This is a genomic window from Streptomyces caeni (assembly GCF_042678285.1).
GTDB lineage: Bacteria > Actinomycetota > Actinomycetes > Streptomycetales > Streptomycetaceae > Streptomyces > Streptomyces caeni.
Genome location: NZ_JBHUDX010000128.1, coordinates 31398 through 53899, shown reverse-complemented (window position 1 = coordinate 53899; position 22502 = coordinate 31398). Strand labels below are relative to the sequence as shown.

25 protein-coding genes and 3 pseudogenes are annotated in these 22502 nt (G+C 71.6%); 11 read left to right on the top strand and 17 right to left on the bottom strand.

Annotated elements, in window-relative coordinates; genetic code table 11:
• The 3 genes from ACFSL4_RS35450 to ACFSL4_RS35440 form a co-directional block, all read right to left on the bottom strand.
• A partial coding sequence (locus ACFSL4_RS35450; RefSeq protein WP_381092016.1) for a GntR family transcriptional regulator occupies positions 1–691 on the bottom strand: 691 nt, incomplete at its 3' end.
• Between the two features lie 311 nt (positions 692–1002).
• Positions 1003–2262: a GNAT family N-acetyltransferase gene (locus tag ACFSL4_RS35445; protein WP_381092014.1), complete on the bottom strand. Its 1260-nt coding sequence runs from the start codon at positions 2260–2262 to the stop codon at positions 1003–1005.
• A gap of 608 nt (positions 2263–2870) precedes the next feature.
• The gene (locus ACFSL4_RS35440) at positions 2871–3500 is read right to left on the bottom strand and encodes an RsiG family protein (protein WP_381092012.1); all 630 of its coding nucleotides are present in this window, start codon (positions 3498–3500) and stop codon (positions 2871–2873) included.
• A 186-nt stretch (positions 3501–3686) separates the two neighbouring features.
• On the opposite strand from ACFSL4_RS35440, the gene dtd reads away from it, so the two are divergent.
• Positions 3687–4112: a D-aminoacyl-tRNA deacylase gene (dtd, locus tag ACFSL4_RS35435; RefSeq protein WP_381092011.1), complete on the top strand. Its 426-nt coding sequence runs from the start codon at positions 3687–3689 to the stop codon at positions 4110–4112.
• Positions 4113–4154: 42 nt separating this feature from the next.
• Here the strand turns inward: dtd and ygfZ are convergent, their stop codons facing one another.
• The 3 genes from ygfZ to ACFSL4_RS35420 form a co-directional block, all read right to left on the bottom strand.
• Positions 4155–5120, bottom strand: coding sequence for a CAF17-like 4Fe-4S cluster assembly/insertion protein YgfZ (gene ygfZ / locus ACFSL4_RS35430; protein WP_381092009.1), 966 nt, complete (start codon positions 5118–5120; stop codon positions 4155–4157).
• A 9-nt stretch (positions 5121–5129) separates the two neighbouring features.
• Positions 5130–5567 carry a Fur family transcriptional regulator gene (locus ACFSL4_RS35425; protein WP_381092007.1) on the bottom strand — a complete coding sequence of 146 codons (438 nt, stop codon included), beginning with the start codon at positions 5565–5567 and terminating at the stop codon, positions 5130–5132.
• A 137-nt stretch (positions 5568–5704) separates the two neighbouring features.
• On the bottom strand, positions 5705–6391 hold the full coding sequence (locus tag ACFSL4_RS35420) for a TetR/AcrR family transcriptional regulator (protein WP_381092005.1): 687 nt from the start codon (positions 6389–6391) through the stop codon (positions 5705–5707).
• 106 nt (positions 6392–6497) lie between these two features.
• Here ACFSL4_RS35420 and ACFSL4_RS35415 point away from each other — a divergent pair, with 106 nt between their 5' ends.
• Together ACFSL4_RS35415 and ACFSL4_RS35410 are read left to right on the top strand one after the other, a co-directional pair.
• On the top strand, positions 6498–7241 hold the full coding sequence (locus ACFSL4_RS35415) for an NAD(P)-dependent oxidoreductase (protein ID WP_381092003.1): 744 nt from the start codon (positions 6498–6500) through the stop codon (positions 7239–7241).
• Positions 7242–7284: 43 nt separating this feature from the next.
• Complete coding sequence (locus ACFSL4_RS35410) at positions 7285–7971, top strand: DUF4386 domain-containing protein (RefSeq protein ID WP_381092002.1); 687 nt, start codon at positions 7285–7287, stop codon at positions 7969–7971.
• Between the two features lie 53 nt (positions 7972–8024).
• Here the strand turns inward: ACFSL4_RS35410 and ACFSL4_RS35405 are convergent, their stop codons facing one another.
• From ACFSL4_RS35405 to ACFSL4_RS35395, 3 genes and pseudogenes are all read right to left on the bottom strand, one after another.
• On the bottom strand, positions 8025–8600 hold the full coding sequence (locus ACFSL4_RS35405) for a heme-binding beta-barrel domain-containing protein (RefSeq protein ID WP_381092000.1): 576 nt from the start codon (positions 8598–8600) through the stop codon (positions 8025–8027).
• 258 nt (positions 8601–8858) lie between these two features.
• Positions 8859–9156: pseudogene (locus ACFSL4_RS35400) on the bottom strand (DUF397 domain-containing protein).
• Positions 9138–9981: pseudogene (locus ACFSL4_RS35395) on the bottom strand (helix-turn-helix domain-containing protein). The pseudogenes ACFSL4_RS35400 and ACFSL4_RS35395 overlap by 19 nt, the downstream one beginning before the upstream one ends.
• A 178-nt stretch (positions 9982–10159) precedes the next feature.
• Between ACFSL4_RS35395 and ACFSL4_RS35390 the strand changes: the two are divergent.
• Both ACFSL4_RS35390 and ACFSL4_RS35385 read left to right on the top strand, forming a co-directional pair.
• Complete coding sequence (locus tag ACFSL4_RS35390; protein WP_381091998.1) at positions 10160–10573, top strand: hypothetical protein; 414 nt, start codon at positions 10160–10162, stop codon at positions 10571–10573.
• Between the two features lie 210 nt (positions 10574–10783).
• On the top strand, positions 10784–11146 hold the full coding sequence (locus ACFSL4_RS35385) for a DsrE family protein (RefSeq protein ID WP_381091996.1): 363 nt from the start codon (positions 10784–10786) through the stop codon (positions 11144–11146).
• Positions 11147–11225: 79 nt separating this feature from the next.
• Here ACFSL4_RS35385 and ACFSL4_RS35380 read toward each other — a convergent pair whose 3' ends face one another.
• From ACFSL4_RS35380 to ACFSL4_RS35345, 8 genes are all read right to left on the bottom strand, one after another.
• A complete protein-coding gene (locus ACFSL4_RS35380; protein WP_381091995.1) occupies positions 11226–11483 on the bottom strand; it encodes a DUF3099 domain-containing protein in 258 nt (85 codons plus the stop codon).
• 135 nt (positions 11484–11618) lie between these two features.
• Entirely contained in the window at positions 11619–11906 is a 288-nt protein-coding gene (locus tag ACFSL4_RS35375; RefSeq protein ID WP_381091993.1) for a DUF1416 domain-containing protein, read from the bottom strand.
• Positions 11907–11941: 35 nt separating this feature from the next.
• Positions 11942–12781 (bottom strand): sulfurtransferase, encoded by an 840-nt coding sequence (locus tag ACFSL4_RS35370; protein WP_381091991.1) that lies wholly within the window; start codon positions 12779–12781, stop codon positions 11942–11944.
• Between the two features lie 146 nt (positions 12782–12927).
• The gene (locus ACFSL4_RS35365; protein WP_356788782.1) at positions 12928–13035 is read right to left on the bottom strand and encodes a putative leader peptide; all 108 of its coding nucleotides are present in this window, start codon (positions 13033–13035) and stop codon (positions 12928–12930) included.
• 210 nt (positions 13036–13245) lie between these two features.
• Positions 13246–13983: an LmeA family phospholipid-binding protein gene (locus tag ACFSL4_RS35360; RefSeq protein ID WP_381091989.1), complete on the bottom strand. Its 738-nt coding sequence runs from the start codon at positions 13981–13983 to the stop codon at positions 13246–13248.
• Between the two features lie 131 nt (positions 13984–14114).
• On the bottom strand, positions 14115–15191 hold the full coding sequence (locus tag ACFSL4_RS35355) for a hypothetical protein (protein WP_381091987.1): 1077 nt from the start codon (positions 15189–15191) through the stop codon (positions 14115–14117).
• Positions 15192–15194: 3 nt separating this feature from the next.
• Positions 15195–15449 (bottom strand): MoaD/ThiS family protein, encoded by a 255-nt coding sequence (locus ACFSL4_RS35350; RefSeq protein WP_381091986.1) that lies wholly within the window; start codon positions 15447–15449, stop codon positions 15195–15197.
• A gap of 68 nt (positions 15450–15517) precedes the next feature.
• The gene (locus tag ACFSL4_RS35345) at positions 15518–16483 is read right to left on the bottom strand and encodes an alpha/beta hydrolase (protein WP_381091984.1); all 966 of its coding nucleotides are present in this window, start codon (positions 16481–16483) and stop codon (positions 15518–15520) included.
• A gap of 248 nt (positions 16484–16731) precedes the next feature.
• Here ACFSL4_RS35345 and ACFSL4_RS35340 point away from each other — a divergent pair, with 248 nt between their 5' ends.
• The 6 genes and pseudogenes from ACFSL4_RS35340 to ACFSL4_RS35315 all read left to right on the top strand — a co-directional run.
• The gene (locus ACFSL4_RS35340; protein WP_381091982.1) at positions 16732–17511 is read left to right on the top strand and encodes a response regulator transcription factor; all 780 of its coding nucleotides are present in this window, start codon (positions 16732–16734) and stop codon (positions 17509–17511) included.
• Positions 17512–17561: 50 nt separating this feature from the next.
• Entirely contained in the window at positions 17562–18587 is a 1026-nt protein-coding gene (locus tag ACFSL4_RS35335) for a LacI family DNA-binding transcriptional regulator (RefSeq protein WP_381091980.1), read from the top strand.
• Between the two features lie 187 nt (positions 18588–18774).
• Entirely contained in the window at positions 18775–19869 is a 1095-nt protein-coding gene (locus tag ACFSL4_RS35330) for a S1C family serine protease (RefSeq protein ID WP_381091979.1), read from the top strand.
• A 37-nt stretch (positions 19870–19906) separates the two neighbouring features.
• Complete coding sequence (locus ACFSL4_RS35325) at positions 19907–20152, top strand: hypothetical protein (protein ID WP_381091977.1); 246 nt, start codon at positions 19907–19909, stop codon at positions 20150–20152.
• 165 nt (positions 20153–20317) lie between these two features.
• Entirely contained in the window at positions 20318–21049 is a 732-nt protein-coding gene (locus ACFSL4_RS35320) for a response regulator transcription factor (protein ID WP_381091975.1), read from the top strand.
• Positions 21046–22488, top strand: a pseudogene (locus tag ACFSL4_RS35315) (sensor histidine kinase); the annotation flags it as partial. The gene ACFSL4_RS35320 and the pseudogene ACFSL4_RS35315, both read left to right, overlap by 4 nt.
• Positions 22489–22502: the final 14 nt, after the last annotated feature.

The window sequence follows — 22502 nt, the reverse complement described above, 5'->3', positions numbered from 1 at the left end:
TGAGCAGGTACAGCTTCACCGGCGGGGTGAAGGGAAGCGCGCGGAAGGAGACATGGACGTCGATACCGTGCGTGCTGCGCAGCGCCAGCAGGTTGTGCCTGAGGACCTGGCCCTGCGCGTTGCGCTGCGCCAGCCAGCGCCGACGCAGCCGCTCGCTGTCCGTGCCCTCCACCGGTGTGGGGAACGCCAGATCGATCCGGCCGCTCGGCAGCAGCACGCGCACGTCGACCTTGGCCGGTTTCAAGCGCCCCGCGTGGATCTCACGCAACGGCTCGCCCATCGCCAGCGTCAGGGACACCGCGGTCAGGCACAGGGCGTCGATCTCCACGTGTGGCGCCGCGAACGCGGTGGATATGCGGGGAGCGAGCGCCACCATCGTGGGCTGCGGCGGGACCTCGGGCCCGGCCGCCAGGGCCTCTCCCGCGTGCCGCGCGACGGTCGCCGGGCTTCCCTTGGACACGTTGGTGAGCAGGTGCTCCGACTGCAGGATGCGCAGCGCCTGGCGTACCGCCCCCCGCTCCACGCCGAACTCGTCCGCCAGCTTGGCCTGCGTGGGCATGCGCTGGCCCGGCTGCAGCACGCCGGACCTGATCCGGCTGCGCAGTTCGTCGGCCACCTCGTGGTGTGACCTCCGTGGCCGTTGTGACCTCTTCCGGCCATTGACGGCAGCGTGTTCCGGCTCCACGACCAAACACTACAACTTCACGCCATCTTCCGGCAGTTCAGAGGAAGGTGGTTATGAGACGACCCCAAACGGAGATAAGTAAGCTGAAGTTGGCCACCAACTTCGCCCAAACAGTGCGGGCCCTGGCAGTTCGGCCGACCGGGCTCCTTTCCGGAGGGGAGCCGGGAGCTTGGTCGGTCCGCACCGTCCCGCACGGTCACGGCCACAACCGAATCACGGACGAACAACCACAACCGAACAGCTACGGATGCACAGCACTGCACAGCACACGCAGCCCACCCGCACGGAAGGAGCGCCACCCGAGGGCCGGCGACGGCTCAGAACATGTCCGGGCACCACGGTCGCCTGGACGTACGCAGCAGGGCGTCGGCGACGGAGGCGGCGCCCTCTTGCTGTTCCCGCACGCGTCCGAGCGCGGCAAGCCGCACCGCGGACTCGTCGCCCAGCCACAGGGTCGCCAAGTCGCCCACGGTGAGCGTCAGATGGGGCTCCAGGTCGGTACGCGCGCAAGCGGCGCCGTCCGGGCCCGCCTCCAGCCGGTAGCGGCCGGCGGCCGGCCCCGTCTCGTCCACGACCTCCAGGACGAGCGTGCCGAAGGCCCCGTAGGTCCGCGCCTCCAGGGCGCGCACGACGTCCAGGATCCGCACCCACAGCCAGTCCGCGTACGTGGTCAGGCGTGCCGCGCGCGGGTCGGGCAGGAGGTGCGGCAGCAGGTCGTCCGGTGCGCGGTCGCCGGTCTTCACCGTGGTGATCCAGTCGATCGAGCAGAGGTAGTGCCACAGGGCCCGCTCGGCGGCCGGGCTCGTGGTGATCAGGCTCTTCACGGTCGCCGTGTTCTGGGGGCGCTTGTCGTCTCCCCAGTGGTCGTCGCACACGTAGACGGCGAGGCCGTCGATCTCGCCGGACGCGGAGCGGTGGACGGCGTAGAAGGGTTCCGTCCAGGGCGTGCGGTCGAGGCGCAGCGCGCCCGTGCTCACCTGCCACCAGCGGTCGTCGCGGGACACCGCGCCGGGCAGGCCGCGGCGAAGGCGTTCGTGCAGTTCCGGGCCGAACGTGCGGACCTCGGCGCCGTCGACGAGGTCGACACGGCCCCCGTCGGGGTCCAGGGCGGGGCGGCGCGGGTCGAGACCCGCGCGGGGGACGTCGATGGTCCACTCCGCGGCGTGGGTGGCGGGGCCGAAGCCGTAGCGGCCGTAGATGGGGTACTCGGCGGCGAGGAGCGTGGCGACGACGTCGCCGCGCTCCGTCGCGGCGGCGAGGTCGAGCGCCATCATCCGGGTGAGGAGGCCGCGGCGGCGGTGGGTGGCGGTCACCGTGACGTTGGTGATCGCGTCGGCGGGGACGGTCTTCCCGCCGACGGCGGTGAGCTCCTGGGGGAAGGAGCGGAAGGTGGCCGTACAGCGGCCGTCGTCGAAGGCGGCGAGGGTACGGGACGGGACGATGTACGTACTGCGGTCGGCGACCTCGTCATCGGACACGTGGGGGGAGCGGAGGAAACCGGCGTTGAGGGCGCGGATCCAGTCCGGTATCTCGGATTCGGTGATGGCGCGTACGCCGAGGTCCTCTGGGCGGCTCATGGGACCACGCTAGGAGGAAGGCGACGGGGGTGTCGCGCGGATTTCCGGTGCCCCGGGGCTCCGGAGCGAGGCGTGAGCGGGGCGCGTGTGCGGCGCTCGGCCCGGGGCCTCCTACGGAAACCGCGCGTCCCGGGCACTCCGGGACCGCGTCCCCGTGTCCCCGTGTCCCGGCTCAAGGATCCGGATCACCACCCGGTCCGTCCCGGCCCGGCGGGCCCGACGGCCCGCTCGCCGGCGCCGGTGGTGGGGCGGCCCCGCCCTCTGCCCCGGGACCGCCCCGGGGACCTGTGATGCCCGGGCCGCCCGGGGCCGCATCCCCGGGAACCCGGCACAAGGACCGGGCACACCACCCGATCAGCCCCGGTTCGGCGGCGCCGGTGGTGGGGCGGCCCCGCCCTCTGCCGGGGCCGCCTCCCCGGGGACCCGGCACAAGAACCAAGCACACCGCCCGAAGCCCCGGCTCGGCAGCGCCGGTGTGGGGCGGTACGCGCCGGGCCCGGGCCGCCGAGCGCCTGGGCCCCGCTGCCGCCGCAGCGCCCGGGTCGCGCCGCCGGGGCGGCCGGGGGACCGCGTGTGCCCGGGAGACCCGGTTCGCCGGGCCCCGGTTGTCAGACGAGCAGGTCGTCGATCCGGGCTTCGCCCTCGCGGTATCTGCGGGCGATCTCGGCGCTGCAGTCGTCCGCGGTGCGCTGCAGCCGCTGCCGTCGCCGGGAGACCCGCTGCTCGTACCGGACGAGCCGGAGCATGCCGGCCCCCAGCTCGTCGTCCGTGCGCGCCTGGAGGTCCGACAGTTCGACCTCGGCGAGCATCTCGGCCGCCAGCCGCCGGTACTCCTCGCCGTGCGGTGGACCGAGCGTCACATGACGCGCCGAGGAACGCTGGCGGGCGGGCCCGTCCCTGAGGATCTCGGCGAGCCGCTCCACGACCCCCTCGGGTGCCTGCCCCCCGCGCCGGGCCAGTTCCGCCCGCAGGATGTCGATGCGGCCCTGCAGCAGCCGCCGTACATAACTGAGGTCGGCCTCGTCCCGCTGGGCGTCCCGGCGCAGCGCGCGCAGTTCGGGCAGCCGCAGCGCGGACAGGTCGTGCGGCTGGGGGTACCCCCTGCTCGAAGAGCCCGGGGGGAGGTCCGCGGGCACGGGACTGTCCGTGCGCTGCAAGGGCGGCCGGCACTCCCCCACGCCTGCCGTACGGGCGGACGCCACGACCCCGCGCGGCTGCCCGACACTCGATGTGCTCATGTACCTGTTACCGTCCCCTCGACCGGCGCGGCGCCCCCACGGATGCGCCGCGACAGACGCATCGTGCCACCGCGCGAGGCCGCCGTGTGACCGAGTGCTCCCGATCGGCCCCGGATGGGGGGGTTAAGGGTTGATAAGAATCCCCTCATAAGAGATCACCACCGAACGCACGGCATGATGGTCCCCATGCGTGCGGTGGTGCAGAGGGTGGACGGCGCGAGCGTCGTCGTGGACGGCGAGACGGTCGGCGAGATCAGCGGCGAGGGACTGTGCGTGCTCGTCGGGGTCACGCATGAGGACACCAAGGAGAAGGCGGCCCAGCTGGCCCGCAAGCTGTGGTCGATCCGCATGCTGCACGACGAGAGGTCCTGCTCGGACATCGACGCGCCGCTGCTGGTCATCAGCCAGTTCACGCTCTACGGCGACGCCCGCAAGGGGCGCCGCCCCACCTGGAACGCGGCGGCCCCTGGCGATGTCGCCGAGCCCCTCGTCGACGAGGTGGTCGCCCAGTTGCGGGCGCTGGGAGCGACGGTGGCGACGGGCCGGTTCGGTGCGCGGATGCGCGTGTCCCTGACGAACGACGGCCCGTTCACCGTGCTGCTGGAGATCTGACGGGGTTTCCGACGGGGGTCCCCGGGCCCCGGCCCGGCGGCGCTACGGCTCGACGACGACTTCCTGTGCCGCCGCCGTCGAGTCCGCGACCAGGCGGGCGTCCACCGGGACGTTCCGCTTGACCAGGGCGAGGGCGACGGGGCCCAGCTCGTGGTGGCGTACCGAGGTCGTCACGAAGCCGACCTTGCGGCCGTCCGGGCCTTCGTCCGCGAGGCGCAGCTCCGTACCGTGCGGCGGCAGATGGACCTCGCTGCCGTCCAGATGGAGGAAGACCAGACGGCGCGGCGGCTTGCCCAGGTTCTGCACCCGGGCGACCGTCTCCTGGCCGCGGTAGCAGCCCTTTTGGAGGTGGACGGCCGTACCGATCCAGCCCAGTTCGTGCGGGATGGTGCGATGGTCGGTCTCGAAGCCGAGGCGCGGGCGGTGCTGTTCGACGCGCAACGCCTCGTAGGCGAGGATCCCGGCCGGGGGGCCGTTCCGCCCGGCGTACGACTCCAGGTCCGCACGCGGCAGGAAGAGGTCGCGGCCGTACGGCGTCTCGCGGACCAGGACGCCCTCGGGGGACTCCGCGATCGAACCGGCCGGCAGGTGCACGATCGCGAAATCGTCCGTACGGTCGGCGACGTCCACGCGGTAGAAGAACTTCATGGACTCCAGGTACGCGATCAGCGCGTCCTGGGTGCCCGGCTCGACGTGCGCCCAGACCGTGGTGCCGTCGTCGACCAGGTACAGCGCGTGTTCGATGTGACCGTGCGCGGAGAGGATGAGCGCCTCGGTGGCCTGGTGCGGGGGCAACTCGCTGACGTGCTGGCTGAGCAGCAGGTGCAGCCAGCTCAGCCGGTCCTCACCGCTGACGGTGACGACGCCGCGGTGCGAGAGGTCCACGAATCCGGAGCCGTCGGCGAGGGCACGCTGCTCACGGAACAAGTCGCCGTAGTGGGCGGCGACGCCTTCGTCCACGCCCTCGGCGGGAACGGCGCCGGGCAGGGACAGCAGGGGACTCTTCATGGTCCAAGCCTACGACTCGGTACTTGAACCCTTGAGGGAACAGTCCCTGCAGCGGCCGAAGATCGCGAAGTGCTTCATGTCCGTGTCGAAGCCGAAGGTCTCACGGAGCTTGGCGGTGAACTCGCCGGCCACCGAGAGGTCGGCCTCGATGACGCCGGTGCAGTCGCGGCACACCAGGTGGATGTGCTGGTGCCGGTCCGCGAGGTGGTAGGTCGGGGCACCGTGGCCCAGATGGGCGTGACTGACCAGCCCGAGCTCCTCCAGGAGCTCCAGGGTCCGGTAGACGGTGGAGATGTTGACCCCCGACGCCGTCTTCCTCACTTCCACGAGGATGTCGTCGGGGGTGGCGTGCTCCAGGGCGTCCACGGCTTCGAGCACGAGTTGCCGCTGCGGGGTCAGCCGGTAGCCGCGCTGCCGCAGATCGCTCTTCCAGTCGGTGCTCACCACAGGCCCAAGTCTAGAGCCGACGTCCCGTGTTCCCCCGTGCGCGGCGGGCCCGCATCGTCCACGAGTTCGACAGCTCGGCAGCCTGCTCGGTCGACGACCGGTCTCGGCGGCGTCCCGCGTACGCGCGACCGGGTGCGTCACCGCCATTGGTCGCGCCGCAGTTCCAGGCCGTCGAGGATCAGGTCGAGCCCGGTGCCGAACTCCTCGGCGTACTCGTAACCCGGTTTCAGGGCGTGGCGGACGATCATCTCGGTGAGGTGCGGGAAGTCGCCGCGGGGCATCGCGCCGAGGATCCCCTCGGCCAGTGGCTCGAGGTCGCCTCCGGACGGCCCGAACGGCAGGGCGGCCTCCTGCAGGGCGAAGCCGTAGACGTAGCTGTCCAGCAGTGAGAACGCGTGCGCCGCGCCCGCAATGGAGAAGCCGCCCGACCGCAGGCTGCCGATGACCGCATCGTGGTGGCGAAGTGTCTCGGGGCCGGGGTTGGTCCGCGATTCCATGAGGCCGATCGCCCAGGGGTGGCGTGTGAGCGCGTCGCGCATCGAGACCGCCCGCCGCCGCATGGCGGCCTTCCAGTCGAGTCCGTCCGGCGGGAGTTCGACCTCGCCGAAGACCACGTCGACCATGCCGTCGAGGATCGCGTCCTTGTTGGCCACGTGGTGGTACAGCGACATGGCTTCGACACCGAGCCGCTCGGCGAGCTTGCGCATGGTCAGCGCGCCCGCACCCGACTCGTCGGCCAGGTCGACCGCCGCGCGGAACACCGCCTGTCTGCTCAGCGGCCTGCTGCGACGGCGTGCCGACGCATGGCTTCCCTGCGCGGCCAATGGCGTTCTCCTCGGTCGGTTCCTCGGGACTCCTGGCTACCTTACCGCGTAAGGTAGCCTTACGACGTAAGGAACGAGTGCCGGGGCGGAAGCTGAGGAGAAGTACATGGAGTCGGTCGGCCGGGACGGAGCCCGCGGCGGGGCAGGCACGGTGAAGAGGGTGTGCATCGTCGGAGCCTCCGGGAAGCTCGGGCGCCACATGGTGCGGCACGCACTGGACCGGGGCCACGAGGTGGTGGGCGTGTGCAGGCAGCAGAGCGTGGGCAAGCTCGCGGAGTTCGAGGGCCGGATCACGGTGCTGCCGGGGGCGACCGACGACCGTGCCGTCATCGCGCGAGCCGTCGAAGGGTGCGACGCGGTGCTCACGGTGCTGGCACCGTGGGGGATGGACCACTACGCGTCCGGGACGGCACAGGCCGTGCTCGACCATGCACGTCCGGGTGCCCGTCTGGTGTTCTCCTGCGGGTGGCACATCACGCACGACGGCAAGGACGTCTACCCGCTCAGGCTCAAGGCGTTCGTGGCGCTGTTCGGGCGGCTGGCGAAGCTCGCCAGGGTCGTGGACCTCGACGACCAGGTGGAGGCGTGCCGGAGGATCTTCGCCAGCGACAGCCGCTGGACCGTGGTGCGCGGCAGCGACCTGGAGGAGGGCGAGAGCCAGGGCCTGCCGGTGTGGAGCAGGCACGTGGGTGACCCGGTCCTGGCGAGCAACCTCACCCGACGCGTCGACTTCGCGCTGTTCATGGTCGAAGCGCTGGAGCGCGACGAACTCGTCCGGGAAGCCCCGGCGATCGTGGGACGGCTCACCCCCTCCGCCCTCGCCCACGCGTCCGCGGAGCGTGCGGCATGAGCGCCCAGACCGCTTCCGCTTCGCTCACGGCCCGTGAGCCGTGGTGGGAGACCTGGTCGCCACGGCGCGTCTGGCCCGGGTCACCGGCGCGCTCTATCTCCTGCTTGCCGGGCTCGGGATGCTGGGGCCGCTCACGCTGGAGTCCCTAGTCGTACCCGGTGACGGCGGAGCCACCGCCGAGAACATCGCGCGGTCCCAGGCCCTGTTCGACTGGAGCCTCGGCGCCTGGCTCGTGATCGTCGCCGTGGACATCGCCGTCTCGGTGACGCTGTACCTGCTGCTCGCGCCGGCCGGCCGCCGCCTCTCGATCCTGGCCGCGGCGTTCCGGCTCGTGTACTCCACCGCACTCGGGGCGCTTCTGGCCCATCTGTTCACTGCGCGCGGCCTGCTGGCGCACCCCGCCGCGGACGGCCCGCAGGCCACAGCCGGCGCGTTGACGGCGCTGGAGACCTTCAGCGCCGGTTTCCTGGTCGCACTGGTCTTCTTCGGAGTCCACCTCGTGCTGCTCGGGACGCTCCTCCACCGGTCCCGGTACACGCCTCGGATCTTCGGCCTTCTGCTGGTCGCGGCAGGCTGCGGCTACGTCGTCGACAGCATCGCGAGCCTCATGGCCGACGGATACGGCGGACCGCTCGCCGCGATCCTCCTCACCCCTGCCGTCGTAGGAGAGGTCGGACTGGCGGTCTGGCTCCTCGTCAAGGGGGTCTCGGTGCAGCGGGGACGTCCCTGACGGGCATCGCCGTCTGCGGCCGGGACCCCGACGTGGGTGATGCGGCGGCGGGCCTATTTGAAGAAGGCGATCCCGTCGTCGGGCAGGTCGTCCGGGAGCGCCTTGGCCCAGCGCTCGACGTCCTGAGGGGTGACGACCTTCTTCAGGTGGGCCGACATGTAGGGGCGCAGCGGGATGTCGGGGGTCTGCTTCTCGCCCACCCACATCAGGTCGCTGTCGACGTAGCCGTACAGCCGCTTGCCGCCGCTGTACGGGCCGGATGCCTCCGTCCGCGCCACGGCGTCCGTCGCGAGGTCGATCTGCGGCTTCTTGTCGGCCAGCTCGCCGTACCAGACCTCGACGACGCCGTCGCTGCGGACCATGGTGACCTCGACCTTGCGGTCGGTGCCGATCCGCCAGTAACCGGACTCGGACTCCAGCGGCCTGACCTTGTTCCCCTCGCCGTCCAGCACCCAGGTGTGGGAGTGGTACTCCAGGAAGTCCCGCCCGTCGTGGGTGAAGGAGACCTCCTGCCCGAAGTTGCACTTCTCGGAATCGGGGAAGTCGTGTACGCCGGCGCCCGCCCAGGTGCCGAGCAGGAAGGCGAGCGGGACGAGGTCCTTGTGGAGCTCGGACGGGATCTCGATCATGAGTGGTTTCTCGTCGGGGACGTCGGAGGTACGGAGGTCAGCGCTGGCCCTGGTACAGCTTCTTCACGGTCAGTCCGGCGAACGCGAGGACACCGACGCAGACCAGGATCAGCAGGGCTTCGAAGAAGATCTCCACGGGTGCTCCTCGGTTGAGCGGGGGTAATGCGGTACAAGGGCCGGGCCCCAGCTTACGCGGCCGGGGCCCGGCCCTCTCCGTGAGGTGCACCGCTGGGGAGCCGGCCCGGCGCCCGCCCGGGGTCAGCCCGGGAATCCGCCGCCCTTGACCGCGCCGACGAAGGCCACCCAGACGCCCGCCTCGAAGACGAGGGCCCCGCGGGCGGGGTCCTTGCTGTCGCGGACGGGGACGACGGAGGGGAGGTTGTGGGCCACCTCGACGCACTCTCCGCCGTCCGGATCGCTGTAGGAGCTCTTACGCCAGTCGGCGCCGGTCAGGAAGTCGTCGGAGACCTCGACGCAGTTGCCGCCGTCCGGATTGCTCCGGATTGCTGTAGCTGCTCTTACGCCATGTCGCGGTGCTCAGATCGATCGCTCGCACGGCAATTCCTCCACCATCCGCAGGACGAACCTGCGCGACGCGGCCGGGTTCAGGGCCAGGTCGCGCATCGCATCGTACGCACGGTGCAGCCGCTCAACTGAGCCGTTTTCCTCGATCAGTTCACCGCGGTGCGCGTTCTCCGTGTACGCCACCGTCTTTCCGTCCGGCAGCCGCAGGAACATCGTGTCGGTGCTGACCAGCCCGTAAAGGCCGGAACCCTGCGGCAGTACCTGGATCGTGACGTTCGGGCGGTCCGACGCCTCCAGCAGGTACTCCAGCCGGCGCCGCCACTCCTCCGTGTCGCGCAGCCGCGTACGCAGCACCGCCTCGGCGAGAAGGGCCCGGAACGGCGGGGCGTCGTCACCCTCCAGCAGCTTCCGCCGCCCGGTGCGCACTTCGACCTGCTGGTCCAGGTCCTTGCCCTTGGCACCGCCCAGCGCGAGCACCTCGCGGGCGTACCCGTCCGTCTGAAGCAAACCGGGAACGACACTCACCGAGTACGGCCACAAGCTCACCGCCTCGGCCTCCAGCATCATGTACCGCCGGTACTGCTCCTTGAACCGCATGGGATCCCCCACCACCAGCTCCCACAGCGCCGGCAGCAGTCCCGGCGTCCCGTAGTGCTGGTCCAGGGCCTGGACGGCCTCGGGGCTCCCCAAGGTCTGGCCGCTCTCCGTCTTCCCGAACAGCGACCAGTCCCAGCCCAGCACCTCCCCGGGCTTCCGCAGGCTCTCGCCCCGCTCGGTGCGCAGCAGCCGAAGCTCCTCCGCGAACCGCCTCCGGCGGCTCCTGGCTGCGTCCCGTGATCACCCGTCTCGGCGGCATCGTGCTCCCCCGTGGATTAGGACCGTGGACAGTGTGGAATTAGCGCCGCAAGGCGTAGAAGAAAACCTCGTCCACGGCGTTCAGGCCCTGCTCAGAGGCCATGCTCATACCGCCTGGAACACGCAGCGTAGTTCACTCGTCGCGCTGCGCGCAGGCGTTCTCGGGAAGGAGTGGAAGGATGACGGCGGAGACGACGAGGGAGTCGGCACCCCTGGAACGGGGAGCGCTCGTCTACGACCCGGCGGCACGCAAGGTCGGCGCGTACCACGACAGGTCGGGCCCGTACGTGCTGCTGCGCCCGGTCGGCGGCGGCCGGGAGTGGCAGGCCGACCCCGCCGCGCTCCGCCCCGCCACGCCCCGGGAGCGGCTGAGTGCCGGGGTGGCGGCGGCGAACGAGCGCACCCGGGCGGCAGGCGCGGTCGCCCCGGACCCCGAGGACATGAGCCGCCCGCCCCTGCCGGTCCGCGGCTGTGCGACGTGCGGGGAGCTGGCCGGGCTGCGGGAGGCCGCGCGGGCGGAGTACGACCGCAGCGCGGAGACGGACGCGAACGTGCTGCTGCGCCAGCACCAGCGGCGGAAGCACCGCGCCTGACCCGGCTCCGGGGCGGTGCACGCAAGGGGTGGGTTCGGGCCACCCGCGGCCTCGCGATGCCTGGTGGGGCCCACCGCACCGGCCCGGATCCTCCACGTACCACTCCCGTACCACTCTCGGCGCGCTTCATACCGCTCTCGGCGCGCTTCGCGGGCCCGCGCCCGACGAGGGGGTACCCGACCGTCGCTCGCGCCCGGCTACGCTTCGGACATGGCGAAGAAGCTCGTGATCAAGGTGACGGCCGGGGCGGACGCCCCGGAGCGCTGCTCCCAGGCGTTCACCGTGGCGGCCGTGGCCCTGGCCAGCGGGGTCGACGTGTCGCTCTGGCTGACCGGGGAGTCCTCCTGGTTCGCGCTGCCGGGCCGGGCCGCCGAGTTCGAGCTCCCGCACGCGGCGCCGCTGCCCGATCTGATCGAGTCGGTCCTGGCGGGCGGGCGGATCACCCTGTGCACCCAGTGCGCGGCCCGGCGTGACATCACGGAGAAGGACGTCATCGAGGGCGTGCGGATCGCGGGCGCCCAGGTGTTCGTCCAGGAGGCCGTGGCGGACGGCACCCAGGCGCTCGTCTACTAGGCGGTGTTTCGAAAGTCCCGCACAGCACCCACGGCGGCCGGGCGGCCGACCGGGGCGGCCCACGAGACGACGGCCTGGGCTAGCGGCGCTTCCTGCCGTCCAGCTCGTCCCACCACTCGTCGGACTTCGGGTCCCCGGACGGGTCGTCCCACCAGCGGTCCTCGGGGCCGCGGCGGTTCGCCACCATCGCGGCCAGCGGCGGGATCACCATCGCGACCAGGCACATCGCCACGGCCGCGGGAATCGACCAGATGCGTACGACGCCCCAGGCCAGGACGAACAGCCCGATGCAGGTGCCCATCATGGCGAAGTACAGGTGGCGCCGTCGCGCGTACATGTCTCCAGGCTATGTGGACATGCCGGAGGGCCGCACCCGGCCGGCAAGCGTCCAACCCCCCGGCGGGTGCGGCCCTCCAGCCGCGTGTACGGTCCTGGGACCGTCACGGTCCTGGGACCGTCATGGAGAACGCCGTCAGACGGCGATCGCGACCTCCGCGAGACCGCCCTTCCGGGCGACGACCGTACGGTCCGCGGTGCCGCCCGGCACCAGGGCGCGCACGGTCCAGGTGCCCTCGGCCGCGTAGAAGCGGAACTGTCCGGTCGCCGAGGTCGGGACCTCGGCGGTGAACTCGCCGGTCGAGTCCAGGAGGCGCACGTACCCGGTGACGGGCTCGCCGTCGCGGGTCACCTGGCCCTGGATCGTGGTCTCACCGGGCTTGATCGTCGAGGCGTCGGGGCCGCCGGCCTTCGCTCCACACATGGTTCTTCCTTCGGGGTAGGTCCGGGGATCCGGGATTACTTGGCGGCGCCGAGCTCGATCGGGACGCCGACGAGGGAGCCGTACTCGGTCCAGGAGCCGTCGTAGTTCTTGACGTTCCGGACGCCGAGCAGCTCGTGCAGCACGAACCAGGTCAGCGCGGAGCGCTCACCGATGCGGCAGTACGCGATGGTGTCCTTGGCGAGGTCGATGTCCTCCGCGGCGTAGAGCTCCTTGAGCTCCTCGTCCGACTTGAAGGTGCCGTCGTCGTTGGCGTTCTTCGACCACGGGATGTTGCGGGCGGTCGGGACGTGGCCCGGACGCTGCGACTGCTCCTGCGGCAGGTGCGCGGGGGCGAGCAGCTTGCCGGAGAACTCGTCGGGCGAGCGCACGTCCACCAGGTTCTGTGCGCCGATCGCGGCGACCACGTCGTCGCGGAAGGCGCGGATGGACCTGTCCTGCGGCTGGGCCTTGTAGTCGGTCGCGGGGCGCTCGGGCACCTCCTCGACCAGCTCGCGGGCGTCCAGCTCCCACTTCTTGCGGCCGCCGTCGAGCAGCTTGACCTTGTCGTGGCCGTACAGCTTGAAGTACCAGTAGGCGTACGACGCGAACCAGTTGTTGTTGCCGCCGTAGAGGATCACCAGCGTGTCGTTGGCGACGCCCTTCGCCGACAGGAGCTTCTCGAAGCCCTCCTGGTCGATGAAGTCGCGGCGGACCGGGTCCTGGAGGTCCTTGGTCCAGTCGATCCGGATCGCGTTCCTGATGTGGTTCTTGTCGTAGGCGGAGGTGTCCTCGTCGACCTCGACGACGGCGATGGCCGGGTCGTCCAGGTGCTCCTGCAGCCAGTCGGCGCCTACCAGGACGTCGCTACGGCTCATGTTGTCTCTCCTCCGGGGCAGTTGCGGCGGGGTGTGCGAGTCAGAAGGGTGCGGGTACGGGTACGCGGACGAGCGCGTACACGGCACACGGGTGGCCCTGTGTCAGAACGGAAAGGGGCCGTCGATACGGGAGCGCGTTCTCCCGCTCAGAAAGTGCGACAGAGCATGGCGGCGACGCGGCACAGGTCTACTGCCCGCCGCTTCGTGAGATCCGCCTGTCCTCGCGATCGGAGGACACTCGCCTGGCACTGCATGGCGTCGATCGTAGGGACGGACGGCCCGACGTGCCACCGACATGTCGCATGACGAGACGATATTGTCCGGGATTCGAGACGCAAGAGGTCTCACGGCCCCTGCCGCACGGCTCCTGGGCGCCCGTCCGCTCATCGTATCTACGTTGCGGACAAGGGCGTCTCGGCACGTGGACGTCACACTTCGGGCGCCATGCTCTGGACGCCGATCTCCTACCCCACCAGCCGGACGTGCGAACCCTTAACGGTGATCTCCACCCCGTCCTTCGCCGCCTCGACCTTGTCGAGCCCGATGCCGCCGGGAAGTTCGTCGATCTTCTGCTGGAAGTCGGTGATCGCCCGGAGCCTGGTCTCGGCGATCTCCACCCCGCCGAACTTGGGCAGTGCGTCCGCGTGCACCCTGACGGTGTCGCCCTGGGCCGTGACCGAGCTGAGCACATGGACCGGGTTGGGCAGCGTCGCACCGAGGACCTTCACCTCGACCGCGACCTTGATCTTGCCGTTGCCGCCGTCGGAGAGGCCGATCACCCGCGCGGTGACACCGGGCGCGACCGGGGTGGGCTCGGACTTGGCCGTCTTGAGCAGCTCGTCGTACGCGATGAGGGCGGTGCCGGTGGCGCTGGCCGCGGTGGCGGAGCTGTAGTCCCCGGAGAAGCTGACGCCCTTCATCCGCGCGGTCAGGTCGTCGATCCGGATCTTCTCGGTGCCGTTGCCGGTGGCCGCCTCGTAGTTCTTGATGCCGACCTCGACGTCGTCCAGCTCCCCGGCGGCGACCTGGGTGAGGAAGGGGAAGCCCTTGATGGACACGTCCGGCGTGGCAGCCAGGTTCTCGGTCGTCTTCAGCTTGTCGGCCACCTCGCTCTCCGCGAAGTGGACGGCGACCCGGTCCGCGATCACGAAGAGAACGCCCAGGACGACGGCGACGATCAGAAGTATTCGCAGCGCGCGCATGCTCGGTGCTCCCTCACCTCGGCGTCATCAACGACGGCAGTCACCGACGACCGGGTGGCCGTCGAGCGCGACTGTAACCCCGTACGGCCCGGTGACCGCCGAATTGTCGATCACCTGTGACACGGCCGCGGTCACGCGCCGAGGGCGCGCCCCAGCAGATAGACCGCCGGCGCGGCCGCCGCCAGCGGCAGGGCCACACCCGCGGTGAAGTGCACGAAACGGGACGGGTAGTCGTAGGAGGCGACCCGGTGACCGATCAGGGCGCAGACGCCCGCGCCCAGGCCGAGGACGGCACCGGAGGCGTCCATGCCCGTCGTGTTGCCCAGCGCGATGCCCGCGCCCGCCGCCGCCAGCAGCGCCACGACCACGGAGGCCGCGGTCGGCAGGGGCAGCGCCCGCGCCAGAACCGCCACGGCGGCCGCGGCGGCGCCCACCGTGACCGCGTCCGGCGCGGCCGCGAGGTGCCCGGCCGCCAGGATCGACAGCGCGGCCGAGGCCACGGCCGCCATCAGGCCGTACATCCGCTCGTCCGGATCGGCGTGCGAGCGCAGCTGGAGCACCAGCGCCAGCAGCACCCAGACGCCCAGGGTGCCCAGGATCGCCGCGGGCGCGTGCTCCCGGCCCGCCGCGAGCAGCGCGACGTCAGCGGTGAGCGCGCCCAGGAAGGCCAGCGCGATGCCCTGGCGGGCGGGCCACATGCCGTTCAGCCGGAACCACCCGGCGGCCGTCACCGCCTGCAGGACCACGAGCGGTACGACCAGGGCGTACGACCCGACGGCCGCGGCCCCGGCGAGCAGCGCGCCGAGCACCGCGGTGAGCGCGGCGGGCTGCAGCCCCGGCTCGATGACGGGGGAACGGCCCTCCAGCCGGGCCCGCTGGTTGGCGGGGAGCCGGGAGACATCGACGGCGGGCGCCGCGGGCGGGGCCGCGGTCCGCGTGCCGGCACCGCCCTGGGCGACGCCGGGGACCAGGTGGCCGTGCGGTTCGTACCCGGGGACTTCCGGGGGCAGCGGCTGCCCGTACCCCGTCGACGGCGCCTGTCCGTCCCACTGCTGCTGGGGATACGGCTGGTGCTGGTGCGGATGCTGGTACGCGTTCGGGTGCCGCTGCGGGTACGCGGCGTTCGGGTCGTACCACCCCTGCTGCTGCGGCTGCTGGTGATAGGGGTCCGGGGCCGCCTCATACCCCTCGTACGGCTGGTTGCTCATCGCTCATCCTCCTGCGAACGGCGGGAGCACCTCGACCGTGCCGCCGTCGGCCAGCCGTACCGTCTCGTGCTCGCGGGTCCCGACGGGTTCCCCGTCGACGAGGAAGGAGCATCGTTGCAGAACGCGGACGAGTTCGCCGGGGTGCCGCTCGCGGACCGTCGCGAGCGCCTCGGCCAGCGTGCCCGCGTCGTACGGCTCCTCGGCGACCCCGGCGGCCGCCTTGGCCGCGGCCCAGTAGCGCACCGTGCCCTTTGCCATCTGCTTCCTCAACTCCGTCGTCGTGAACACCGCCAGGCTAGCCTCCCGGGCGGGACGGGGAGGCACGGTCACCGGGTGTCACGGCGTTCGGCCCCGGGGTCCCGGCCCACCGCTCCGGCGGACAGCCACCGTCCGATCCGTGCCACCAGTTCCCCGTCGCTGGCGTGCTCGGCGTGGCCCATGCCCTGCTCCAGCCACAGTTCGGCGTGGCCTGGGGCGGCGTCCGCCAGCATCCGGGGGTGGTCCAGGGGGAAGTAGCCGTCCCGGTCGCCGTGCACGATCAGCAGCGGCGTGGGGGCGATCAGCGGAACCGACTCGACCGGGGACGCCGGTACGGGGTCCCAGTCGCGGTGGTGGATCCGGGTGCGCAGCCCGTAGCGGCCCACCAGGCGGCCCGCGGGCCGGGTCACCAGCCAGTGCAGCCGCCGCATGGGGGCCGTGCCGCGGTAGAACCAGCGGGCCGGCGCGCTCACCGAGACGACGGCGTCCGTACCCGCCTCCGCGCGCCCCTCGTGCTCCGGCACGCAAAACGCGGCCGGCCGGGACGGCCGTGCGGACGGGAGGGAGACCGCGGACGACCCGTACAGCGCGGCGTGCCGCAGCGCCACGGAGCCGCCCATGGAGAAGCCGACCGTGGCCACGCGCGTGTGCCCCAGCTCACGTGCCCAGCGCACCGCCGCCGCCAGGTCGTACACCTCGCGGTCGCCGACCGTCGACCGTCCCCCCGACGCCCCGTGCCCGCGGAAGGAGAACGTGACCACCGCCCCGTAGCGCGCGAGGACGCCCGCCACCCGGCGGACATGGGGCCGCTCCAGATCGCCGGTGAAGCCGTGCGCGACGACGATCGCAAGATCCTTCAGATGGCCGGAGGGTGTACACGCGGTGTCGTATACGGCGGATCCCGGATCGTATGCGGCGTCGATGGCGACGCCGTCGGCCGTGCGCAGAAAGGTGCGTACGCGCCCGCGAAGGGCCGTCTCGCAGTGCGGACGAAGCGTGGATCCCGCCACACGACCTGCCGGACCAGTGCTCATGTGGGCTATTCTCCTGTGTATGAGGACTCGGGCAGCGTAGCCCCCGGGTCCTTTTGTGCTTTCGGGAGCGTTGTATACGAAGCGGGAAACCGCAGGTGTACCGGGCCGTCGATCGCGCAGCGGGTCCACCGGATCCGCACCGTACGAAGCAGTGCCGCATACGTCCTCGCAGGGACCGAGGAGGAACCAGACGTTATGGGCGAGCCAACCGTGCACGGACGCGAGACGACCAAGGCAGGTGGGGCGCGATGAGCTCTCTGCTGCTCCTGACCAACGCTCTTCAGCCGTCGACGGAGGTGCTTCCCGCCCTCGGCCTGCTTCTGCACAGCGTGCGAGTGGCTCCGGCGGAAGGCCCGGCCCTCGTCGACACCCCCGGCGCCGACGTCATCCTCATCGACGGGCGGCGTGATCTCCCCCAGGTGCGCAGCCTGTGCCAGCTGCTGCGCTCCACCGGGCCCGGCTGCCCGCTCGTCCTGGTCGTCACCGAGGGCGGTCTCGCGGCCGTCACCGCCGACTGGGGCATCGACGACGTCCTGCTGGACACCGCGGGTCCGGCCGAGGTGGAGGCCCGTCTGCGCCTGGCCATGGGCCGCCAGCAGATCGTGAACGACGACTCCCCCATGGAGATCCGCAACGGCGATCTGTCGGTCGACGAGGCGACCTACAGCGCCAAGCTCAAGGGGCGTGTGCTCGATCTCACCTTCAAGGAGTTCGAGCTGCTGAAGTACCTCGCGCAGCACCCGGGCCGCGTCTTCACCCGCGCCCAGCTGCTGCAGGAGGTCTGGGGCTACGACTACTTCGGCGGTACCCGCACGGTCGACGTCCACGTACGGCGGCTGCGCGCCAAACTCGGGCCCGAGCACGAGTCGCTGATCGGCACCGTCCGGAACGTCGGCTACCGGTTCGTCACCCCCGAGAAGGTGGAGCGGGCAGCCGACGAGGCGAAGGCCAAGGCGGCCCGGGCGAGGGCGGAGGACGAGGGCCCGACGGCACCGGTGTCCGCACCCGAGGTCACAGCTGAGGCATAGAACGCCGTACGCCCTGCCCAGAGGCAGTCCATCCGCGTAGACTCCGCCGCGTGGCCAAGGTGACTCGGGACGATGTGGCGCGACTCGCGGGAACTTCCACCGCTGTCGTGAGCTACGTCATCAACAACGGACCCCGGCCGGTCGCCCCGGCCACGCGCGAGCGTGTCCTCGCCGCGATCAAGGAGCTGGGGTACCGGCCCGACCGGGTCGCCCAGGCCATGGCGTCGCGGCGCACGGACCTCATAGGCATGATCGTGCCGGACGCGCGCCAGCCCTTCTTCGGGGAGATGACGCACGCGGTCGAGCAGGCCGCCGCCGAGCGCGGGAAGATGGTGCTCGTCGGCAACACCGACTACGTGGCCGAGCGCGAGGTCCACTATCTGCGGGCCTTCCTCGGCATGCGCGTCGCCGGGCTGATCCTGGTCAGCCACGCGCTCAACGACCACGCCGCCGCCGAGATCGAGGCGTGGGACGCCCGGGTGGTGCTGCTGCACGAGCGGCCCGAGGCGATCGACGACGTCGCCGTCGTCACGGACGACCTCGGGGGCGCCGAGCTCGCCGTCCGCCACCTCCTGGAGCACGGCCACCCGTACGTCGCCTGTGTGGGCGGCACCGCCCAGACCCCGGCGGTCGGCGACCCCGTCTCCGACCACGTCGAGGGCTGGCGGCGCGCTATGCGGGAGGCCGGCATCTCCACGGAGGGCCGGCTCTTCGAGGCACCGTACAACCGCTACGACGCCTACCGGGTGGGCCTGGAGCTGCTGTCCGGCCCGAACCGTCCGCCGGCCATCTTCTGCTCCACGGACGACCAGGCGATCGGCATGCTGCGCGCCGCGCGCGAGCTGCGCATCGACGTGCCGGGCGAGCTGGCCGTGGCCGGCTTCGACGACGTCAAGGAGGCGGCGCTCACCGATCCGCCGCTCACCACGGTCGCCTCGGACCGCCCGGCGATGGCCCGGTCGGCCGTCGACCTCGTCCTGGACGACGGCCTGCGGGTGGCGGGATCACGCCGCGAACGGGTGAAGCTGTTCCCCTCACGGCTCGTGGTGCGCGGGTCCTGCGGCTGCGAGGACTGACCGGGACCGTCGTCCCCGTTCTCCCTCGTTGCTTCCTCCCTGTCTCCCCCCTGCTTCCTCCCTGCTTCCCCGTCCTCCCTCGGCCGGGACGGGCCCCGATGCGCCCTTATATCGGGCATACACGGTTCTGTCGGGCTTCTCAGGGGTGACTCAGGAAGCTCTCATGATCACGGGACACTCTCTATGCATGACCGACAGCTTCCGCCGCAGCGGCGAGTACGAGTACCCCCAGGGTGACGGACAGCAGGCGGATCCCCCCCTGCAGCCGGTGTATCCCCGGCAGCAGCACGCCTCCTCGCCGGTGAACCCGGAGTGGCCGGCCCCGTCGGCGCACCAGCCGGGCGACCGCGGAGACGGCGGCGCGGGTATGGCTTCGCCCACCGCCCCCGTGGGGCCGGCGGCTCCCGCCCCGACGAAGCGCGCCAAGGGCCCGCTCGCCCTCCTGGCCGCCGTGGCGATCGTCGCCGCGGCCATAGGCGGCGGCACGGCCTACGGCATCCAGGAACTGACCGGCAAGGACACGGTCGCCTCCAGCTCCACCAGCACCGCCGTGGTGCCCTCCAGCCTGAAGGGCACGGTGACCGGCGTCGCCAAGGCGGTCACCCCGAGCATCGTGGAGGTCAGCGCCTCCTCCGCCGCCGCCGGCGACTCGACCGGCTCCGGCGTCATCGTCACGGGCGACGGTGAGATCATCACCAACAACCACGTCGTCTCCGGTGCCTCCTCGGTCAAGGTGAGGACGAGCGACGGCAGGTCCTACACCGCGCGGGTCGTCGGCACCGACAGCAAGAAGGACCTGGCGCTGATCAAGCTGGAGAACGCCTCCGGCCTGAAGACCGCCACGCTCGGCGACTCCGACGGCATCCGGGTCGGCGACCAGGTCGTCGCCATCGGCTCCCCCGAGGGGCTGACCGGCACCGTGACCAGCGGAATCGTCTCCGCCCTCGACCGCGACGTCACCGTCTCGACCGACGAGAACCAGGGCCAGGGCGCGGACGGCCAGTGGCCGTTCGAGTTCCGCGGCCGGCAGTTCAACGGCGACACGGGCTCGTCCACGACGACGTACAAGGCGATCCAGACGGACGCGTCCCTCAACCCGGGCAACTCCGGCGGCGCCCTGATCGACATGAACGGCAACGTCATCGGCATCAACTCGGCGATGTACTCGGCCGCCTCGAACTCGACCTCGTCGAGCGCCGGCAGCGTCGGCCTCGGCTTCGCCATCCCGATCAACACCGTCAAGGCCGACCTGGCGAAACTGCGCTCCGGCTCCCAGAGCTGAACGGGCGCCCGTCGGGCCACTGGTAAAGGAGGACGTCATGATCAAGCAGGTGCTGCACGAGTCGACCGCTCCCGTCGGACCCGCCGGGGTCTCCCTGGCCCTGGCCGTCGCGTACGAACTCCACACGCCGGTGATCCGCGCGCCGGAACCGCTCGAACTGCGCGCCCCCGTCCCCCGTACACCGGAGGTCGCGGTCCCGCAGCTGATGGGCCTGCGGACCACCGCCGCGCGCCCCCGCCGCCGCAAGGTGCCGCTGCACCGGCTCACCGCGGCGCTGGGCTGAGCCGCCCGCCCCTGCCGGGGCCTCCCGGCGGCGCACGCGCCGCTGGTCCGTCCGGGGCGGAATCCCCGGCGGCGGCCCCCGCCCCGCCCTTTCCGCCCCCGCCAGGAAACATGCGAGGCTGAATGCGTTCAGCCCGCCCACCGCACCTCGAGGAACTCCACACCCATGAGCCCCGCCGAAGGCGACCGTGAACCCCAACGCATCCTGATCGTCGACGACGAGCCGGCGGTGCGCGAAGCACTCCAGCGCAGCCTCGCCTTCGAGGGCTACGACACCGAGGTCGCCGTGGACGGCGCGGACGCCCTGGAGAAGGCCACGGCGTACCAGCCCGACCTGGTCGTCCTCGACATCCAGATGCCCCGCATGGACGGCCTCACCGCGGCCCGCCGGATGCGCGGGGCGGGCACCACCACCCCCATCCTCATGCTCACGGCCCGCGACACGGTCGGCGACCGCGTCACCGGACTCGACGCCGGGGCGGACGACTACCTGGTCAAGCCGTTCGAACTGGACGAACTGTTCGCCCGTATCCGGGCCCTCCTGCGCCGCAGCTCGTACGCGGCCGCGGCGGTCGGCGCGCAGGAGGACGAGGCACTGACCTTCGCCGACCTGCGCATGGACCTGGCGACGCGCGAGGTCACGCGGGGCGGGCGGGCGGTGGAGCTGACCCGGACCGAGTTCACGCTCCTGGAGATGTTCATGGCACATCCGAGGCAGGTGCTGACACGTGAGCAGATCCTGAAGGCGGTCTGGGGCTTCGACTTCGAGCCGTCGTCGAACTCACTCGACGTGTACGTGATGTATCTGCGCCGCAAGACCGAGGCGGGCGGCGAGCCGCGGCTCGTGCACACGGTGCGCGGCGTGGGCTACGTCCTGCGGCAGGGCGGCACCGAGTGATCAAACGGTTCCGGTCCCTGCCGCTGCGCTCCCGGCTGGCCCTGCTGGTGGCGGCGGCGGTGGCGTTCGGCGTGGCGGCGGTCTCGCTGAGCTGCTGGTTCATCGTGCAGGGCAAGCTGTATGAGCAGGTGGACAGGGACCTGAAGAACGCGAGTGGCCCCGTCCGCCAGGTGGGCCTCGTCAACGTCCTGAGCAACTGCACCACCAATCCCTCACCGCCGGACGACCGGGGACCGCAGCCCACCACCTACTACATCCAGATCGTCAGCGCCCGGGGCAAACCGTGTGTCTTCCCGACCTCGGCGGGTCTCGTCGAGGTCACCGGCGACGACACCGGTATCGCCAAGAACCCCGGCCGGAACGTGGAAACCTTCCACAACAGCGCCGACAGCAGGGGCAACCCGGTGCGGGTGCTGACGTCCCCCCTGACCAGCCAGGGTCCGGAGGGCCTGCAGCTGTACTCCGACTACGCCCTGCTGGTGGCGTATCCGCTCAGGGACACCGACCGGACCCTCGACGACCTCGCCCTGCTCCTCCTGGTCGTCTCCGGCGTGGGAGTCGTGGGCGCCGGGGCCGCCGGCCTGGCCGTGGCCCGTGCGGGCCTGCGCCCGGTCGACAAGCTCACGGAGGCGGTCGAGCACATCGCCCGCACCGAGGACCTGACGACCCGCATCCCGGTGGACGAGGACAGCGAGGACGAGATCGCCCGTCTCTCCCGCTCGTTCAACTCGATGACCTCCGCGCTGGCGAGCTCCCGCGACCTGCAGCAGCAGCTCATCGCGGACGCGGGCCACGAACTGCGCACCCCGCTCACCTCGCTGCGCACCAACATCGAGCTCCTCACCCGCAGCGAGGAGATGGGCCGCCCCCTGCCCGCGGCGGACCGCAAGGCGCTGCTGGCGTCCGTGACGGCCCAGATGACGGAACTCGCGTCGCTGATCGGCGACCTGCAGGAGCTGTCACGTCCGGAGCAGGGCCAGCACACCGGCAGGGTGCAGGTGCTGGCGTGGCAGGGCATCGTGGAATCCGCACTGCGCCGCGCCCGGCTGCGCGGCCCGGAGCTGACGATCACGGCGGACCTGCGGCCCTGGTACGTGCGGGCCGAGCCGTCCGCACTGGAGCGGGCGGTCGTGAACATCCTGGACAACGCGGTCAAGTTCAGCCCCGACGGCGGCGCCGTCGAGGTCGCGCTGGTGGACGGTGTCCTGACGGTCCGCGATCACGGCCCCGGCATCGCTGCCGAGGAACTCCCACATGTCTTCGACCGCTTCTGGCGTTCCCCGTCGGCCCGCGCCCTGCCCGGCTCCGGCCTCGGCCTGTCCATCGTGGCGCGCACCGTCCAGCAAGCGGGCGGCGAGGTGTCCCTGACACCGGCGGAGGGCGGCGGCACGGTGGCGACGGTCCGCCTGCCGGGGGCTCCTACTCCGCCGCCGGAGACGACGCGGGCGGACCG

Bases quoted from the DNA above. Each gene is read 5' to 3' on its own strand.
- ACFSL4_RS35445 (WP_381092014.1), bottom strand. From the start codon at position 2,262: ATGAGCCGCCCAGAGGACCTCGGCGTACGCGCCATCACCGAATCCGAG.
- ACFSL4_RS35440 (WP_381092012.1), bottom strand. From the start codon at position 3,500: ATGAGCACATCGAGTGTCGGGCAGCCGCGCGGGGTCGTGGCGTCCGCC.
- dtd (WP_381092011.1), top strand. From the start codon at position 3,687: ATGCGTGCGGTGGTGCAGAGGGTGGACGGCGCGAGCGTCGTCGTGGAC.
- ygfZ (WP_381092009.1), bottom strand. From the start codon at position 5,120: ATGAAGAGTCCCCTGCTGTCCCTGCCCGGCGCCGTTCCCGCCGAGGGC.
- ACFSL4_RS35415 (WP_381092003.1), top strand. From the start codon at position 6,498: ATGGAGTCGGTCGGCCGGGACGGAGCCCGCGGCGGGGCAGGCACGGTG.
- ACFSL4_RS35405 (WP_381092000.1), bottom strand. From the start codon at position 8,600: ATGATCGAGATCCCGTCCGAGCTCCACAAGGACCTCGTCCCGCTCGCC.
- ACFSL4_RS35390 (WP_381091998.1), top strand. From the start codon at position 10,160: ATGACGGCGGAGACGACGAGGGAGTCGGCACCCCTGGAACGGGGAGCG.
- ACFSL4_RS35385 (WP_381091996.1), top strand. From the start codon at position 10,784: ATGGCGAAGAAGCTCGTGATCAAGGTGACGGCCGGGGCGGACGCCCCG.
- ACFSL4_RS35380 (WP_381091995.1), bottom strand. From the start codon at position 11,483: ATGTACGCGCGACGGCGCCACCTGTACTTCGCCATGATGGGCACCTGC.
- ACFSL4_RS35375 (WP_381091993.1), bottom strand. From the start codon at position 11,906: ATGTGTGGAGCGAAGGCCGGCGGCCCCGACGCCTCGACGATCAAGCCC.
- ACFSL4_RS35370 (WP_381091991.1), bottom strand. From the start codon at position 12,781: ATGAGCCGTAGCGACGTCCTGGTAGGCGCCGACTGGCTGCAGGAGCAC.
- ACFSL4_RS35365 (WP_356788782.1), bottom strand. From the start codon at position 13,035: ATGCAGTGCCAGGCGAGTGTCCTCCGATCGCGAGGACAGGCGGATCTC.
- ACFSL4_RS35360 (WP_381091989.1), bottom strand. From the start codon at position 13,983: ATGCGCGCGCTGCGAATACTTCTGATCGTCGCCGTCGTCCTGGGCGTT.
- ACFSL4_RS35355 (WP_381091987.1), bottom strand. From the start codon at position 15,191: ATGAGCAACCAGCCGTACGAGGGGTATGAGGCGGCCCCGGACCCCTAT.
- ACFSL4_RS35350 (WP_381091986.1), bottom strand. From the start codon at position 15,449: ATGGCAAAGGGCACGGTGCGCTACTGGGCCGCGGCCAAGGCGGCCGCC.
- ACFSL4_RS35345 (WP_381091984.1), bottom strand. From the start codon at position 16,483: ATGAGCACTGGTCCGGCAGGTCGTGTGGCGGGATCCACGCTTCGTCCG.
- ACFSL4_RS35340 (WP_381091982.1), top strand. From the start codon at position 16,732: ATGAGCTCTCTGCTGCTCCTGACCAACGCTCTTCAGCCGTCGACGGAG.
- ACFSL4_RS35330 (WP_381091979.1), top strand. From the start codon at position 18,775: ATGACCGACAGCTTCCGCCGCAGCGGCGAGTACGAGTACCCCCAGGGT.
- ACFSL4_RS35325 (WP_381091977.1), top strand. From the start codon at position 19,907: ATGATCAAGCAGGTGCTGCACGAGTCGACCGCTCCCGTCGGACCCGCC.
- ACFSL4_RS35320 (WP_381091975.1), top strand. From the start codon at position 20,318: ATGAGCCCCGCCGAAGGCGACCGTGAACCCCAACGCATCCTGATCGTC.